A 17,793-nucleotide genomic window follows, 5' to 3' on the forward strand; every position below is an offset into this window, starting at 1 on the left:
ACGTCCCCTACGGGCTCGTGTCGGGGGTCTGCGCCGGGCCCCCCCCCCCCTCCCCCCCCCCCCCCCCCCCCCACCGGCCTCCGGCCTGCCTCGCAGGGCTGGTGAGGCTCGTCATGCCTCCACGTTGACGGCGGGGACGGCGCCGTCGGCCGGACCGTCGGGAGCGGCGGGGTCCCCGCCCGTTCCGGTGGCCGGCAACTTGATGACGACCGCCACCAGCACGGCGGAGGCGAGCGCCACGAGCGCCCCGATGCCGCCGATGAGGTTCAGGCCGTCGGCGAAGGCTTCCCGGGCAGAGGCCAGCAGGGTGGTCGCCGCGTCCCCGGAGAGGCCCCGCGCCGCCTCGACCGCTCCGGCGAGCGTGTCACCGGCGGCCTCCGGCGTACCCGCGGGGACGTCCACCCCGCTGCGGTACACGGCGGTCCCGAGGCTGCCGAGCAGGGCCACGCCCAGCGCCATGCCGAGTTCGGTGCTCGTCTCGGAGAGGGCCGCGGCCGATCCGGCCTGCTCGGGCTGGGCCGATCCGACGACGATGTCCGTGCCCAGGGCGATCAGCGGACCGCCTCCGGCGTAGACGAGGGCGAAGCCGGTCACCACCTGGGCGATGCCCGAGGAGCTGTCGGCGGTGCTCAGCACCAGGTGACCGATGCCGGACAGGGCCAGGCCGGCGGCGACGACGTACGCGGGACGGTACCTGGCCGCCGCCATCGGGGACACCACCGCCGTCACGATCAGCGCGAAGGCCGCGGGCAGCAGGTACAGGCCCGCCTTCATCGGGGACAGTCCGCCGACGAGCTGGAGGAACTGCGTCACCGTCAGGTAGGTGCCGCCGGCCACGAGCATGCTGAGCAGCAGCGTCACCAGCGCGGTGCGGAACGTACGGCTGCGGAAGAGGCCGAGGTCCAGCAGCGGGCTCTCCAGCGTGCGCTGCCGGCGGATGAACACCACGCCGAGGAACAGCCCCACGACGAGCGCCCCGAGCGGGACCGGGCCGAACCCGTCGTTGGCGGTCTCCTTCAGGCCGTAGATCACCGGAAGGATCGCGGCGAGCGACAGCAGCACGCTGGTCAGGTCGAGCCGGCCGGCCTCCTCGTCGCGGTACTCCGGCAGCAGGAGGGGGCCCGCCACCAGGAGCAGCGCCATGATGGGCACGCCGAGCAGGAAGACCGAACCCCACCAGAAGTACTCGAGCATGGCGCCCCCGACCACCGGGCCGAGGGCGATGCCCACCGAGAACATGGTGACCCAGACGGCGATCGCCACGCCGCGCTGCCGCGCGTCGCCGAACATGTTGATGATCAGGGCGAGGGTCGAGGGCATCAGCGTGGCTCCGGCGATGCCCATCGCCGCCCGCGCCGCGATCAGCGTGGCCGGGTCGCCGGCGAAGACGGCGGCCAGGGAGGCGAGGCCGAACGCGGCCGCGCCGATGAGGAGCAGCTTGCGGCGGCCGATGCGGTCTCCGAGCGTCCCCATGGTCACCAGGAAGCCGGCGATCAGGAAGCCGTAGATGTCGATGATCCACAACATCTGCGAGGCGGAGGGGTTCAGGCCCTGGCTGATGTGCGGTACCGCCAGGTGCAGGACGCTCACGTCGATGGACAGCAGCAGGGTGGGCAGCGCCAGTACGGCCAGGCCCAACCACTCGCGGGGGCCGGCCAGTAAGGGGGTTTCAGCGTGGGTGCTCACGGTGGTTCCTTTCGGGGTGGTGCTCATCGGTGCCCGACACGGTCATAGGGCGGGGGTGCAGGGGGGAGCGTCCTCGACCGGGGTTCGTCGAGGCCGGGCACGAGGTGCGCGGCGACCGTCGCCGCGTTGGCGGGTGTGTAGAGGTAGAAGTGGCCGCCGGTGAAGGTCTGCCGGCCGAAACCGCCCGAGGTCTCCAGCGACCACAGGTGCATCCGGTCGTCGACGACCACCGGATCGTCGACCGCGCTGAGCGCCAGGATGGGGACGCGGGTGCCGGACAGGGGCCGCCGGTAGGTCTCCATCGCCTCCAGGTCGGCACGGATCGCGCGGAGCGACGGCCGCATCAGGTCGGCACGGTCCATCAGCCCCGGGGACATCCCGCCGATGTCCGTCAGGTGCCCCATCAGCTCGGCCTCGTCGCGGAGGTGCGCGAACGGGGGCTCACTGGGGAAGCACGGCGGCTGGCGGGCCGAGACGGCCAGCACGGTGGGAGGCAGTCCCTTCTGTTCCATGGCGCGGGTGAGTTCGTATCCGAGCACGCTGCCGAAGCTGTGCCCGATGACGGCGTACGGCAGCGGCTCCAGCTCCGCGAGGTCCCGTGCGAGGGCCTCCACCAGCGGCTCGACGCGGGTCAGCGGCTGCTCGTTGATCCGGGCGCCCCGGCCGGGCAGCTGGGCGATCACGCACTCGACGTCCTCGGCCAGCACCTGCCACCAGGAGCGGAACGCGGAGGGCCACCCGCCGGCGTGCGGGAGCGCCACGACCCGGAACCGGGGGCGGGCCCGGGGGCCCGGCGCCGGGCGGGTACCGGCCATCCGGCGGGCACCGCTGCCCACCCTCATCCACCAGTCGCCCATCACGGCCCCCCGTTCGAGGACGCGGCCGAAGACGCGGGCACGGCCCTCGGCGCGGCCCCTGACGAGGAGCCCGCCAGCAGGGGGTGGTGTTCCTCCAGGTGGATGATCACCCGTTCCTGGTGCCGCTGGAGGCGCTGGCCGGGAAGGTGCTCCAGGGAGTGCAGGAACGGGTCCTGCGGGGCCGGCAGACCGGCGATCGCCGCCGCCGTGCCCAGGACCAGCATCGGCTGGTACCACGCCGAGTAGCCGCCTTCGTGGGCGAAGACGATCCTGCCCCCGGTCAGTTCGTCGGCGAGCCGGCACATCGCCGAGGTCATGCTGTGGAAGGTGCGGCTGGTGCACAGCATCCGGCCCATGGGGTCGTGGCCGCTCGCGTCGACCCCCGCCGCCACCAGGATCAGGTCGGGGCGGAACGCGCGGGCGGCCGGCTCCACGATCCGGTCCATCACGGCGAGGTAGGCGCCCTCGCCCGCGCCGGCGGGCAGCGGCACGTTGAGCGTGCTGCCCGCTCCCGCGCCCGCGCCGGTCTCCAGCACGAGACCGGACGCGGCCGGGAACAGCCCCTCCTGGTGCACCGATACGTACAGCACGTCGGGGTCCTCGTAGAACGTCCGCTGGATGCCGTTCCCGTGGTGGACGTCCCAGTCCAGGATCAGCACCCGGCGCGCCCCGCGGTGCTGCGCGGCGCGAGCGGCCACCGCGAGGTTGTTGTACAGGCACAGGGCCATCGCCCGGTCCGGCTCGGCGTGGTGGCCGGGCGGCCGCACCAGGCAGTACGCCCGGTCGAAGCGGCCCTCCACGACGCCGGTGGCGGCCTCCACGCAGGCCCCGACGGCGAGCCGTGCGGCCTGCGCACTGTGGTAGTTGACGTACGCGTAGACGCCCGCGTCACCCGCGCCGGCGGCCGAGGCCGCCTCGACCCGCTCGATGTGTTCGGGTACGTGCACGAGCAGCAGGTCCTCGTCGGAGGCCGGCGCCGGGGTGACGCAGGTGAACCGGTCCATCACGCCCGACGCCTTCACCAGTCCTTCGGCACGCCGGAGGTCGGGGTCGACCGCGAACTGGCGCAGCGGCTCGACGCCCGGTCCGACCGGCACGTACCCCGATCCGGGACCGGGGTCGTGCCAGAAGCAGATCTCGTGGCTGTACCACGCGAGACGGGGGGCGCTCATCAGACGGACACGCCCAGCGATGCCCGGCTGATCCCGGCGGCCTTCTCGATGTACCGGAGGTAGTACTCGCGCTCCTCGTCCGCTGTGCGCTTGGTGCGCAGCGTGGTCTCCAGCAGGCCGAGCACCTCCCCGGCCTCGGTGGTGGTGAGCCGCCGGTCGCCGACCTCCTTCTCGAAGGTGCGGATCCGCCTCGTGGGCTCCACCACTCCGGACGCGAACTCGCTCAGGTCGGTGCCGTGGTTGCGGGTCGAGGCGATGGTCTTCAGAACCGCTCCGAAGAACGCCGTGGTGTCTATGTCGGTCATCTCGATACCCCCTTCGTTGCCGTGCGCGCGGTCGGCGCACGGTGGTGTCCGTCCGGTCCTGCGGAGGGTTCCGGCCGGTCGGTGCTCAGTGGATGAGGCCGCAGGCGCGGCCGGCCTTCTCCAGCGTCACGACGGCCGCGTCCAGGTCGGCGTCCGAGTGGCTGAGGTTGACGATGGTCCGCAGCCGGGGCAGCGTGCGGGGCACGGCCGGGTAGACGATCGGCTGGACGAAGAGGCCGTCGAGCTGGCACAGCCGGGCCATCGCCCCCGCCTGGTCGGCGGTCGTGCAGATGATCGGCACCACCGGTGTCTCGCCGGCCAGGGTGTCGAAGCCGAGGGCGCGCAGCTGCTCGCGGTAGCGGGTGGTCTTGGCGCGCAGTTCCCGGGTGAGGGAGGGAGCTGCCGCCATCACCTCGACCGCGGCCTTCGCCGCCGCCACCTGGGCGGGGGTCGCCGCGGCCGAGAACATCCAGCCCCGGGCGTTGTTCTTCAACGCGAAGACGAGGTCCCGGGACCCGGCGACGTAGCCGCCCGCGCTCGGCACCGTCTTCGAGAGGGTGCCCATCTTGACGTCGACCCGTGCCGGGTCGATGCCGAAGTGCTCGGTGATGCCGCGGCCGGTGTCGCCGAGCACGCCCAGGCTGTGCGCCTCGTCGACCATCAGCGGGGCGTCGTAGCGCTCGCAGAGTTCCACGATGCCGGGCAGGTCGGCCACGTCGCCGTCCATGCTGAACACGGCGTCGGTGACGACCAGGCGGCCCGCGTCGCCGGCCTTGCGCAGGGCGCGTTCCAGGTCGGCGAGGTCGTTGTGGGCGTAGGTGATGACCGAGGCGCCGGACAGCCGGTACCCGTCCAGGATGCTGGCGTGGTTGTAGACGTCTCCGATGACGAAGTCTCCGGGGCCCACGAGGGCGCCGACGGTCGCCACGTTCGCCATGTAGCCGCTGGAGAAGACGATGGCGTCCTCGGTGCCGAGGAAACGGGCCAGGGCGAGTTCCAGCTCGCGGTGCAGGTGCAGGGTGCCCGCCAGCAGCCGCACGCCGTGCGCGCCGGTGCCGTGCCGCTCGACGGCGCGCAGGACCTGGTCGTCGATGTAGTCGTGACCGATGAGTCCGAGGTAGCTGTAGGAGGCGAAGTTCAGGAACCACCGGCCGTCGAACTTGATGCGGGGGCCCGTGGCCTCCTCGATGACGGGCTCGTAGAAGTACTCGTCCTTGGCGACGATCAGGCGGTCCTCCGCCGACAGGGCGTCGATGCGGCGGTCGAGGAACCTGCCGTGGGGGGCGTCGGCCAGCCGGCCGGGCAGGGTCCGCCTCGGTATCCGGTCCGCTGCCGGAGCGGACGCGGGTACGGCCGCCGGTGCGGGGGCGGGTGCTGCGGCCGGCGCCGGTGCGGGGGCCGGCGCCGCCGCCGGGGTGGGCGGGGTCTGCGGCGCCTCCCTGAAGCGGTCCCAGTCGGGGACGAAGGAGTCGGCGGGGACCCGCCCCGCGGCGGCCGCCGGCGCGGCCGGCCGCTGCTGCGGCGCCACGGGGTGCGCCGCGCCGGCGGAAGCCGCCGCGGGCACCTCGCGGGCCGGGGCGGGGGCGGGCCCCGGCGCCGGAGCTGCGACCGGGGCGGGCCGGGAGGTGGGGGCGGGAACGCTGCACGGTAGCGATTCGAGGTGGGCGAGCAGCGCGCCGAGGTTGGTGTGCTCGAAGAACACCATCGGGTCGATGTCGAGCCCGTCGGGGGTCAGTGCCGCGGCCAGCTCGACGGCCATCATCGAGTCGAGGCCCAGCTCCAGCAGATCGTCCTCGGCGGCCACGCCGTCGACGAGCAGGACCTGGCTGATCGCCCGGGTGAGCGACGGCCACAGTCCGGTGGCGGACGTGGGAGCGGTCATGGGTACATCCCTCGCTTTCGCGGCGGCGGACAGAACGTAGTGCGCGGGTGGTCGGCCCAGGGCCGTGCGGAGCAGGTCGATGCCGTCGTCCTCGGTGAGGGCCGGGATGCCGTGGGCGGCGGCCTGCGGGGCGATGGACTCGCCCATGCCGACGGTCCACAGGCCCCAGCCGAGGCTGTACCAGGGCCGGCCCTCGGCCCGTTGGCGGGCGGCGTAGCCGTCCAGGTAGGCGTTGGCCGCGGCGTAGGCGCTCTGGCCGAGGTTGGCCCGTACCGCCGCGACCGAGGAGAACAGGGCGACGAACGCGGGCCGCTCGTACCCGGAGACCAGGCCGGCGAGCGCGTGCGCTCCGCCGATCTTGGGTCCGAGTACGGCGTCCACCTGCTCCGGGGTCAGGCCGCGCGCCAGTCCGTCGCGCAGCACTCCGGCCCCGTGGAACACCCCGTCGTAGCGTGCGTCGGCGGGCAGTGCCTCGCGCAGGGTGCGGACGTCCGCCGCCACGACCGCCAGGTCGCAGCGTTCCGCGAGCCGGTCGAGGCGTTCCCGGGCTCTCCCCCGGTCCGGCACGGTCCGCCCGGCCAGGGTCAGGTGGGCGCAGCCCTCCTCCGCGAGGAACTCCGCGACGCGCAGTCCGATGCCGCCCATGCCGCCGGTGATCAGGAAGCGGCCGTCCCGGTAGCGCTCCGGGCCGGTTGCGCCCGCGGGCGCGTGGGGCCGCAAGGAGGGTTCGTACCAGGTGTCGCCGCGCCGGGCGAGTTCCGGCCGGTCCCGGCCGAGCGCCGTCCACACGGCCGCGGCGTCCTCGCCCTCCGGGCCGGTCCGTTCGCCGGTGCCGAGGTCGAGGAGGCGGACTCCGCTGCGGGGATGCTCGACCCGCAGCGTGCGGCCGAGGCCCCACAGGGCGGTCATGAAGGGGTCGACGGGGTCCTGCGCCGTCACCTGGTGGGCGCCGGCGGTGACGATCAGCAGGGCGGGCATCGGCGGGCGGGCCGCGAGCCGGCGCACCAGCGCGAACACCTCCTGCAGGGCCCGCGTCACCTCGGCCCCGCCGGTGAGCCCGCGCGGTGCCACGTAGACCACGTCCCGGATGCCGGTGCCGGCCGGCAGGGCGTCCTCGTCCTCTGCCGAGAGCTGCGCCGGGGTCAGGTGCAGGAGGTGCCGGCCCTCCGGGGCGCGGAGGGCATGTGCGGACACGACCAGCACGGACCCCTCGGCCGCCCGCGGCGGGGCGGAAGCCGGGTCTGTCTCCCGCCAGACGACGGTCTCGATCGACGGCACCACCGACGGCACCGCGGACGGCGCCCGCCCCGGCTCCGCCGCCCTGGGGGGCGCGGCGGCCACGGTGGGGGTGGTGGGCGCTGCGGTGGCCGCTGACGCCCCGGTGCTCGCCGGCACCGCGGGTCCGGCGGCCTTGAGGGTGATGCGGTCCAGTTCCAGCAGCACCTCCCCCTGCTGGTTGCAGACCATGGCCCGTCCCCGTACGGCGCCGTCCCGGCTCCCGGCGTCGGCCGGCTCCTCCCGTTCGACCAGGGCGATCACCGTGCCGGAGATCCGCCGGCGGGCCACCAGCCTGCCGATGTACCAGGGCAGGCACGCGCCGGCCGTACCGCCGTCGAGCATGCCGAGTGCCTGGAAGACGCTGTCGAGCAACGGCGGCGGCACGAAGGGGGACGCCGACGCCGTGTCCGGACCGTCGGCGGCCCGGAGCATCAGCACCATGCGGTCCGGGCCGCGGTGCGCCGACCGGATCACCCGGTAGGCCGGCCCGTACGCGATCCCGCTCGCCTCGCGCCACGCCGCCACGGCCGACAGCGGCACCTGCTCCGTGCAGCCGGCCCGCAGGGCCGCCACGTCGACGTAGCGGGGCGGCCGGAGCGGGCCGGCGGCCGCCCGGGCGGTGCTGTGCTCGACCGGCCCGCCGTCGTCCTCCGGGCGGACGGAGCGGAGTGCGCACCGGCCGTCCTCGCCCGTGCGGACCTCGATGTCGGCACCGGCCCCCGCCACGAGCAGGGGTGCCCGGAAGGCGACCTGTGCCAGCGTCCACTGGCAGTCGGGGCGTCCGGCGTCGCAGGCCGACAGCATGGCGTCGATCTGCGCGGCGGCGGGGACGACCGGGATACCGCCGATCCGGTGGTCGGAGACGAGCGGATCCGCGGCGCGCAGGTGTGACCCGTGGCCGCTCATGTGCGGAGGTCGAATCGTTCGGTGGCCTGGACGAGGCCGTTCACCTGGATGTCGATGCTGTGCTCGCCCGGGTAGTACCGGCGGGTCTGCACTTCCCTGATGGCGTGCGCCTTCTCCAGGGACCGCTGCTCGCCGGCGCCGAGTTCGAGGGTGGTCAGTTTGAAGACCTTCGGGATGCTGCGTCCGTTCTTGCGGACGTGGTGCACCACGTAGTCGACGGCGATGCTGTGCGGCCGGTCGTCGGTGTTCTCGATGTCGAAACTGATGAGGAGGGTGTCGCCGATGGTCACCGACCCGGGGGTGACCCGCAGCCGGGGCACCCTGACGTGCTCGCCCCCCGTCGCCCCGAGGAGGGCCAGGGCCTGCTGGTCGCCCTTCTTCACGAGGGTGCGCAGCCCGTGCTTGACGATCCAGTTGGTCTCGGGGGTCGGGCTCTCCTCCAGCCAGCGCAGCGCGGTCGCGAGCGCGACGTCGGGGTGGTCCTTGGAGATGTCGTTGAGGTTGTTGGCGACGGACTTGCGCACGTACTCGGAGGAGTCGCTGCGCAGCGGTTCGAGGATCTCCAGGACCGGCAGCGGGTCCTTGACGAACACGGTCAGGGTCCGGGCCCAGGGCAGCCGGGAACGGACGCCCTCGGTCGCCAGGCGGCGCACGTTGTGGCTCGGGCTCAGGGCCCACTGCGCGACGCGCTCCATCGTCAGCACGTGGTGCTGTTCGAGGTAGGGGCGGATCGCGTACTCGCCGGTGTGCCGCCTGGTGATCTCCTCGATGGCGTCCAGCGACGCCTCGGGGTGGTCCAGCCCGTACTCCTCGACGAAGCGGGCGACCGGCATGAGGTACCAGCTGGCGTTGAACATGCCCTCGCCTTCGGCGAGTTCGTCGCCGAGGACGGACAGGAGGATCGGCAGGGCGTCGGGGTAGCCGGCGGGCAGGCGGGTGCGCAGCCCTTCGGCCAGGACGAGGACGCGGTCCTTCAGCTCCTTGCCGGGAATGCGTGCCTCGACCTCTGCCGCGTATCCCTCCACGTCGAACCCGGGGTGGACGGCGCGGATCCTCTCGCCGATCAGGCGTGCCGCCTCGCCGTTGAAGTGTCGCTTCAGTCCGTATTCGCTAGCCATGGTTGCTGTGCCTCTTCGTCTCGTTCTCGTTGTTCGTCTTGTTGCCCCTGCCGTGCGGACCGGTGGATATCCAGAACCGCTGCCGTGTGAAGGGGTAGGTGGGGATGGTGATCGTGCGCTGCCCCTTGCCGGCGTGCAGACCCGACCAGTCCAGATCGGCCGGGGTCCCGTTCACGTACGCGGCCACGGCCGCGTGCAGCTCGGCCTGATCGGCACGCTCACGGCGCAGGGTGCTCAGCCACACCGGCTGCGACCCGTCCCACGAAGCCCGCGCCAGTGGGGTCAGCTGCGGATGCGAACCGATCTCCCACACCACACCCGCACCCAGCCCGCTCAGCGTCGCGATCGCCTCGCCGAACCGCACCGGCTCCCGGATCGCCCGGCCCCAGTACGCCGGATCCACGGCCGACTCCGGCGAATGCCACCCGCCGGAAACGGAGGAGGCGAAGGGCAGGGCAGGAACCGACAGCGGGGCTTCCGCCACCGCCTGCGTGAACGGGGCGACCGCCCCCTCCATCAACGCCGAGTGGAACGCGTGGCCGACCACCAGCGGCGTCGTCCGCAGCCCCGAACCCTCACGGAACCCCGCGACCGCGTCCGCCGGCCCCGAAACCGTCACCGAGCGCGGGGCGTTGAAGGCCGCGACCTCCACACCCGGATGCCCGGCCAGAGCCGACACCACCGCATCCGCCTCCGCATGGACCACCGCCATCGCACCCCGGCCCGGCCGCGCCTCCATCAACCGCCCGCGCAGAGCGGTCAGCCTCAGCAGGTCCTCCAGCCCGAGCACTCCCGCCGCCCACGCGGCCGTCAGCTCACCCAGACTGTGACCCACCACCGCATCCGCACGGACACCGACCGACTCCAGCCAGCGCACCAAAGCCACCTGCACCGACACGATCCCGACCTGCGCATACCCCGTCCGGTCCAGCCCCTCCACCCCACCACCGAACAACAACTCCGGCAACGGAACGTCCAGATGCGGCACCAGCAGAGCGGCACACTCGTCCAACGCCGCCCGGAACACCGGCTCCACCGCGTACAGACCACGGCCCATGCCCGCGTACTGCGACCCCTGACCCGTGAACATGAACACGTTCGGTGCGGAAACACCCCCCGTGCGGGAAGCGGGGACCCGGCCCTCCGCCACACTCCTCAGACCGGCGGCCAGTTCACCGGCATCAGCACCCCGCACCGCCGCTCGGAAGCGATGCCCGGCACGCCCTGCGTTCGCGGTGAAGGCGAAGTCCCCCGCATCCTCCGCGGACCCGGCTTCCAATCCCTCGGCGTAGGTGCCGGCGAGGGTCCGCAGTGCCGTCTCGTCGGCGGCACTCACCCTTACCACGTACGAGTCCTGCGCCACGCCCTCCCGCACCGGCACGACCGGAGGCTCCTCGACGATCACATGCGCGTTGACCCCGCCCATACCGAACGCGCTCACCGCCGCACGACGCGGACCACCATCACGCGGCCACTCCACCGCACGATCCGCCAGATAGAACGGCGACTCCTCGAACCGAATGTGATCATTGGGCCGCACCACGTGCAACGACGGCGGAACCATCTCGTGCTCCATCGCCAGCAACACCTTCACCAGCCCCGCCAAACCCGCGGCCGGCTCCAGATGACCCACATTCCCCTTCAACGAACCGATCGCACAGAACTGCGAACGCCCCGTCAGACCACGCCACGCACGCGTCAGACCCTCCACCTCGATCGGATCACCCAAACCCGTCCCCGTCCCATGCGCCTCCACCAGACCGATCGACTCCGGAGACACCCCCGCATCACGCAACGCAGCGGAAATCACGTCCGCTTGTGCGCGCGGGCTGGGTGCGGAGTAGCGGGTGGTGCGGCCGCCGTGGTTGACGGCGGCCCCCTTGACCACGCCCCGGATCCGGTCACCGTCCCGCAGGGCGTCGTCGTACCGGCGCAGGACCACGGCCACGGCTCCTTCGCCCGGGACGAAGCCGTCGGCGGTGCTGTCGAAGGCGCGGCTGCGGTGCCGGGGCGAGAGGGCCCTCAGGTCGCCCATGGAGCGGAAGTACTCCGGGCTGATGCCGGCGTGCACGGCTCCGATCACCGCGGTGTCGATGTCGCCGGTCCGCAGGTGCTGGAGTGCCGAGTGCAGGGCGACCAGCGAGGAGGAGCAGAGGGTGTTGACGAGTCCGCTGGGGCCGTGCCAGTCCATCAGGTAGGACAGTCTGTTGGCGATCATCGCCTCCAGGCCGAGGCCCCGGCCGTCGGGTACGCCGTGGCGCACCCGCTCCTCGTGGTAGTGGTCGTGGCTGTAGGCGATCCACAGACCGGTGCGGCCGTGGGAGCGCGAGCCGATCCGGCCGCCGTCCTCCAGGGCCTCCCAGATGGTCTCGTAGACGATGCGCGCCTGCGGATCGATCAGGGGGGCTTCACGGGCCGAGATCCGGAAGGGGGCCGGGTCGAACTCGTCGACACGGTCAAGGAACGAGGCGTGCGGGACCGGTCCGTCCGTTTCCCGCCATCGGCCCTCGGGGAGCGGCCGGACCGTGTCCCGGCCTTCCATGAGGAGCTCGGCGAAGGCCGTCAGGTCGCCCGCGGTGGGGAGTCTGACGGCGGCGCCCACGACGGCGACCTCGCGCGGCCTGGACTCCGGGGCGACGGCGGGGGGCTCGGCCGCGCCCGCGGCCTCGGGCCTGCGCGGAGTGGCCGTGGCGGCCGCCCGCGCCACGGGTGCGGGCTCCGCCGGTGCGGCCGGGGCCGCGGGCTCCGGAACGGGCTCGGCGTGCGGAGCGGGCTCCTGCGCCTGGGCGGCCGGGGCGGCCAACCCGTCGACGAGTGCCGGTTCCTCCTCCACGAGGAACTCGGCGAACTGCCGGGGGGTCGGGTATTCGAAGAAGACGGTCGGGTAGAGGGACACGCCGTGTTCCTGGGAGATGCGCTCGCTCAGCGCGACCAGCCCGACCGAGTCGAAGCCGGCGGACAGGAACTCCGTATCGGCGTCTTCCGTGGGGGTACCCGTCAAGTCCAGGAACCAGGCGAGGGCCCGAGCGGACCGTGAGGCGGCAGGGGCTGCGGGAGCCGCGGAAACGGTCGGAGCCGCAGGAGCCGCCGGGACGGCCGGGGCCGCGGGGCGAGGCGGCGTCGGAACGGGCACGGGCGGCTGCGGTGCCGGCCGCGCCTCGGACACGGACGGCACGGCCGACACGGATGATGCAGCCGGCTCTGACGCCTCCCCCGCGCTGAACGCCCGGACGGGCACCCGCTTGGACGACATGTCCCCGAAGACCAGCAGGGGCGTGCCCGCCTCGTCGGTGACGGTCTGGGTGACCCGGCAGGCCTCGTCGTTCCAGAAGGCGATCTCCGTCCGTACGTAGGCGGCGGCGTCCAGCGGCCCGAGGACGTCCAGCCGGCCCACCGAGAGCGGGATGAACGCGGAGGCGTCCGTCGCGCCGAACACGGGGTTCGCCGGGTCGATCGCCGCGACCGTCACGCTGTCCAGGAGCCCGGGGAACAGCTCGACGCCGGGCGGGTTCATCTCCCGCTGGCGGGTGCCCTCGACGCGGGCGAGCGTGCCGCCGTCGGGGAGGCTCGCCACCCAGGAGATGTTCCGGTAGTAGCGGCCGTGGTGGTAGCCGATCCGGCGCAGCCACCGGTAGAGGCCCGAGCCCGCGTGCACGGTGGAGCGCGCGCAGTCGGCCAGCAGGGTGTGCAGGGGGACGGGAGGCGGCGGCCCGGAGGGATCCTCTGTGACGAGCCGGCCGGTGACGTAGGGCTCCCCGCTCTCGCCGTCCTCGACCCTGAAGCCGCCGTCCGGGAGCACCCGGCAGACGACCCGGCGGGCCCCGGACGCGATGAGCGGGCGGTGGAAGAGGATGTCCCGCGCCCCGTGGAAGGCTTCGCCCCGCAGTGCGGCGCCTTCGCGCAGGAAGTCGAACCACGCCACGCCGGGGAGCATGAGCGTGCGGTACACGGCGTGCTGGGCGATGGGCGCTTCGGCCGGACCGAAGACCCGGGCGTAGGTGTACCCGGCCGCTCCTTCGTCGGACACCAGCTCCGCGGGCGACCCGGGTTCGGCCGAGCGCAGCGGCTCCGCGAGGTTCAGTGCCCGGCCGCGCTGCTGGGCGTGGGGCAGCAGGCGCTTGTTCCACGCCGAGCCGGTGGTCCGCTGGTACGCGGCCCAGTCGATGTCCCTGCCCGCCAGGAAGAGCCGGGCGGCGATGCCGGCGAGGACCTCGGTGACCTCCCGGCCGTCGCGGGCCCCGGCCAGCAGGGCGGCGGCGTCGGTGCCCGCAGGGCCCTCGGTGTCTTCTGTCCGGCCGGAGGGGTCCGCGTCGCCCCGGAGGACGTCGGCCAGTGCCCGCTCCAGCGGAACACGGCCCCGTGCGAAGTCCCCGATCGACTCCCAGCCCGGGGGCAGGTCCACCGCCTCCTCGGGCAGCCCCAGGTCGCGCAGGGCGATCGCGAGGGCGACGGCGGACAGGATCCGCAGCAGCTCGCCGGAGAACGCGGCGAGCGGGGTGCCGGTGGCGGATTCGAACAGGCCGACGACTTCGTGCACGGCCGGGGAGGAGGCGTCGAGAGCGACCAGCCACGCGGGCGGGGCCGCGGCGGCCCCGGGGCGCACCGACACGCTCGTACGGGAGGTGCCGTCGGTTCGGGAGCCGGGGGCGGCGGGCTCCAAGAGCCATGCGCGCAGGGCGGCGGCGAGCCGGCCGGCGTCCGCCCCTACGACGGCGATCCGCTCGGTGCGGTGCGGTCGGGCCAGGCGGGCCGTGGCGCACGCGTCACCGAGTCCGCCGGGCCCGTCCGTGAGGGAGGGCAGGAACTCCAGCCACTGTGCGGCCAGTTCGCGCAGCGCGTACGGGCTGTCCGCGGACAGCGGCAGCACGTGGACGGGCCCGGGTCGCTCGCCGTCCGCCGGCCCGGCGGGGGCCGCGGCCGGGACGGGGGCGGCCTCGACCACCACGTGGGCGTTGGTGCCGCCGAACCCGAATCCGCTCACGGCGGCCCGGCGCACCGGCGCGTCCGGCCAGGGCAGGCTCGTGCCGGGCAGGTGGAAGGGGCTGTCGGCGAGGTTGAGGCGCGGATTGGGCGACTCCACCGCCGCGGCCGGGACGGTGCCCTCACGCAGGGCGACGATGATCTTCACGAGTCCGGCCAGGCCCGATGCCGAGTGCAGGTGGCCGATGCGGCGCTTGACCGAGCCGAGCGCCACGGAGTTGCGCGGGACGCCGTGCCGGGTGAACACCTCGGTCAGCGCCCGCACTTCGATCGGGTCGCCGATCGCCGTGCCAGTGCCGTGTGCCTCCACGTACTGGACGGTCGCCGGGTCGATCGTCCGGTAGGCCTTGTCCAGCAGGTCGATCTGGGCTTCCAGGTTCGGTGTGGTGACGCCCATGGTGCGGCCGTCGTTGTTGACGGCGACCCCGCTGACGGCTCCGAGGATCACGTCGCCGTCGGCCAGCGCCGCCGGCATCGGCTTCAGTACCAGGGCGGCGGCGCCCTCTCCGGGCACGTAGCCGTTGGCCCTGCTGTCGAAGGTGTGGCACAGCCCGTCCGGGGAGAGCGCCCCGGTGCGGGAGAGGAGGACGAAGGTCAGCGGGTCGATCAGCAGGTCCACCCCGCCGACCAGGGCGAGCTCGCAGGCCCCGGCCGCCAGGCTCTGGCAGGCCAGCCAGACCGCCGACAGCGAGGAGGAGCAGGCGGTGTCCACCACCAGGCTCGGACCCGCCAGGTCCAAGCGGTCGGACAGCCAGGCCGCCGTGAAGTTCTGCGACCGCCCCCACAGTGCGGCGGGCCCGGCCTCGCCCGCGGACCCCTGCGTGCCGGGCGGGACCTGTCCCCGGCCCCGGTCGAATCCGTAGCCGTTCATGCGGGCGCCGACGAACACGCCCGCGTCGAGCCTGCGGCGCACCCCCAGGTACCCCGCGTCCTCCAGGGCCCGGGCGCCGACCTCCAGCATCACCCGCTGCTGGGGGTCGAGGAACACGGCGTCCTCGGCGGTCATGCCGAACGCCTCGTGGTCGAAGGAGAACGGATCCACCAGGAACGCGCCCCGGTGGTGGGTCCCCTGGTGGGGCCCCTCGCCCCGGTACAGTTCGGGGGCCCACCGGCTCGGAGGGACCTCACCGACTTCGACGCCGTCGCGGCCGAGCAGGGCCGTCAGGTCGACGACGTCCTCGGCGCCCGGGAGCCGTACCGCGAGGCCGATGACGGCGATGCGGGTGTCGTGCTCGCTCACGGTTGTCCTTTCGTTCGGCTCTGCGGTCGTGCGCGGCCCGGTCATCGCTGTCCGTCCCGCCGGAGCAGGGGGCGAAGCAGGGCGCTCAGGGCGGAGGCGGGCGCGTCGTCGTGGTCGGGGGCTGGCGGACTGCCCGCGGACGGTGCCCAGTGGGCGGCGAGTCCGGCCGCGATGTCGTCGGCCGTGCGTGCCCGCATCAGCAGCGAGGGGTCGACGGTCAGGCCGCTGCGCTGTTCGAGCGCCGTGGTCAGCTCGGCGATCACCAGGGAGTCGAGCCCCAGTCCCGGCAGCGGGCGCTCGCCGGGGTCCTCCCCGAGCACGTGGACGAAGGCCTCCCTGACCCGGGCGCGCATGGCCCCGCCGTCGTGCCCGGCGCGCGCCGGTGCGGGGACGGGGGGAGCCTCGGCCCGCACCTCGACCGGCGCGGACCCGACGGGCTCCGCGGGCCGGGCCGGGGTAGCGGCCGTGGTCCCCGGGAAGATCACGGCGCCGCCCGACCGGAGGTGGTCGGCGAAGGCGTCCAGTGCGTCCTCGGCGTCGATCGAGTGGCCGGCGGAGAAGGACGCGTCCGCCTTCATGCCGATGCCCGTCCAGTTGGGCCACGCGTGCGCGGTGACCGTGGTGACCGGGTCGGTCTCCCGCTCGGCGAGCGCCAGTTGGTAGGCGTTGGCGAGGCTGTAGTCGACCAGTCCACGGCCTGCCAGGGCCTGCGTGCCGGCGATCGAGGAGACGAGGACGGCGAAGTCGGCGCCCTCCTCCTTGGCCAGCCGTACGACGTTCAGCGAGCCGGGGACCTTGGGGGCGAGCACCCTCTCGGCGTCGTTCCACGGCCGGCGCTGCACGGCCCCGAACGGGTTGACCCCGCCGGAGGAGTGCACGACGCCGGCCAGCCGGCCCCAGCGCCGTCCCAGCTGCCCGGCGACGGCGGCGAGCGCCGCGGGGTCGGACACGTCGCAGGGGACGTACTCGACCTCGGCCCGCGCCGCCAGGGCCCGCAGGGGGGCGGAGTGCGCGGGGTCGACGGCCGACCGGCCGACGATGCCGATGCGCTTGGCCCCCCGGTCGATCAGCCGCTCGGTCAGGCGGAGTCCGACCGCGCCCAGTCCGCCGGTGACGAGGAGGTACCCGTCGGCGGGCAGGGCGTACGGTGCGCCGGGCGCGGCGGGGACGGGGTGCGGCGTGTAGCGCAGGCCCCTCCGGTAGGCGACGGCGGCCGTTCCGCCGTCGGCGTGGGCTCCGGTGGCCGCACCGGTCGCCAGGGCGGCGTACTCGGCGGCGATGCGGTCGGCCAGGGCCTCGGCCGGGTCGGCCGGGTCCAGGTGGACGGTCAGGGTGGGCTTGCGGCCCTCGGCTCCGGCGGCTCGTACGGCCATGGCCGTGGCGGCCCGCTCGGGGCGCAGGCTGCCGAGTTCGCCGGGGTGCACGGCGGCGTCGTGGAATCCGGCCCGGAGCAGTGTCCCGTGCGCCGGCAGCGAGGCCACCAGCTCGCCCAGCTCGGCCCAGAAGCCGCTCAGGTCGAGGGGCCTGCCGTCGCGGGAGTCGACCACGATGGCCGCGTCCGCCGGGTGGCCGGGTTCGACGACGGTCGTGCCGCGTTCCCGGAGGGCCCTGGTCAGCGCTTGCCCGATCTCCGGGTCGGCGGTGACCAGGCGGACCGTCCCCGCCCCGGTGGCGGGCACCGGGGCCAGGTCCCGGACGCGCCACGCGACGCGTACCGCCTCGGCGGCGGGTGCCGGGCCGGGCTCGGCGACCGCGCGGTCGGTGGTGTGCCAGTAGGACCCCCGCTCGAACGGATAGGTGGGGAGGTCGGTGACGCGGGCGTCCGCAGCGGAGAGCGCACGCCAGTCGATGTGCGCGTAGCCGGCCCGGGCCAGCTCGGCGGCGCCGGCGGGCCGGTGCGGTGCCGGGGCCGACCCGGCGCGGGCCGCCGCGGCTTCCGCGGTCAGGTCGGGGTCGACCCGGGCGGGCGTGATGACGCCTGCGGCGACGGAGCGCAGGGCGGTGGCGAGTTCGGCGGCCGTACGTCCATGGACGGCGGTCTGGAACTCCAGCGGAGAGCGTCCGGTGTTGGCGGTATGGCAGAGGTCGGCGGTTTCCCGGTCGTCGCGTACCGCGTCGAACCGGTCGGCGTAGGTGCCGGCGAGGGTCCGCAGTGCCGTCTCGTCGGCGGCACTCACCCGCACCACGTACGAGTCCTGCGCCACACCCTCCCGCACCGGCACGACCGGAGGCTCCTCCACGATCACATGCGCGTTCACCCCGCCCATACCGAAAGCGCTCACCGCCGCACGACGCGGACCACCATCACGCGGCCACTCCACCGCACGATCCGCCAGATAGAACGGCGACTCCTCGAACCGAATGTGATC

Annotated in this window: 8 protein-coding genes; all 8 read right to left on the bottom strand. The window is 74.0% G+C overall.

The features are described 5' to 3' along the window. Positions 1 to 111 precede the first annotated feature (111 nt). Positions 112 to 1,713, bottom strand: coding sequence for an MFS transporter (locus tag ACZ7IF_RS31390; protein ID WP_470978282.1), 1,602 nt, complete (start codon positions 1,711 to 1,713; stop codon positions 112 to 114). After that, positions 1,710 to 2,501, bottom strand: coding sequence for a thioesterase II family protein (locus ACZ7IF_RS31395; protein ID WP_470978287.1), 792 nt, complete (start codon positions 2,499 to 2,501; stop codon positions 1,710 to 1,712). The genes ACZ7IF_RS31390 and ACZ7IF_RS31395 overlap by 4 nt, the downstream gene beginning before the upstream one ends. Before the next feature lie 41 nt (positions 2,502 to 2,542). Further along, positions 2,543 to 3,715, bottom strand: coding sequence for a class II histone deacetylase (locus tag ACZ7IF_RS31400; RefSeq protein ID WP_470978290.1), 1,173 nt, complete (start codon positions 3,713 to 3,715; stop codon positions 2,543 to 2,545). Next, a complete protein-coding gene (locus ACZ7IF_RS31405) occupies positions 3,715 to 4,020 on the bottom strand; it encodes a hypothetical protein (RefSeq protein ID WP_470978293.1) in 306 nt (101 codons plus the stop codon). The genes ACZ7IF_RS31400 and ACZ7IF_RS31405 overlap by 1 nt, the downstream gene beginning before the upstream one ends. Positions 4,021 to 4,105: 85 nt before the next feature. After that, positions 4,106 to 8,086, bottom strand: a complete 3,981-nt coding sequence (locus tag ACZ7IF_RS31410) for a bifunctional SDR family oxidoreductase/pyridoxal phosphate-dependent aminotransferase family protein (RefSeq protein WP_470978296.1) — start codon at positions 8,084 to 8,086, stop codon at positions 4,106 to 4,108. After that, on the bottom strand, positions 8,083 to 9,204 hold the full coding sequence (locus ACZ7IF_RS31415; protein ID WP_470978299.1) for a DNA alkylation repair protein: 1,122 nt from the start codon (positions 9,202 to 9,204) through the stop codon (positions 8,083 to 8,085). The genes ACZ7IF_RS31410 and ACZ7IF_RS31415 overlap by 4 nt, the downstream gene beginning before the upstream one ends. After that, complete coding sequence (locus tag ACZ7IF_RS31420) at positions 9,197 to 15,424, bottom strand: beta-ketoacyl synthase N-terminal-like domain-containing protein (protein WP_470978302.1); 6,228 nt, start codon at positions 15,422 to 15,424, stop codon at positions 9,197 to 9,199. The genes ACZ7IF_RS31415 and ACZ7IF_RS31420 overlap by 8 nt, the downstream gene beginning before the upstream one ends. Positions 15,425 to 15,465: 41 nt before the next feature. Next, on the bottom strand, positions 15,466 to 17,793 hold a 2,328-nt coding region (locus ACZ7IF_RS31425; protein ID WP_470978305.1), incomplete at its 5' end, for a beta-ketoacyl reductase.

This window comes from Streptomyces sp. NPDC037421, from assembly GCF_055602105.1.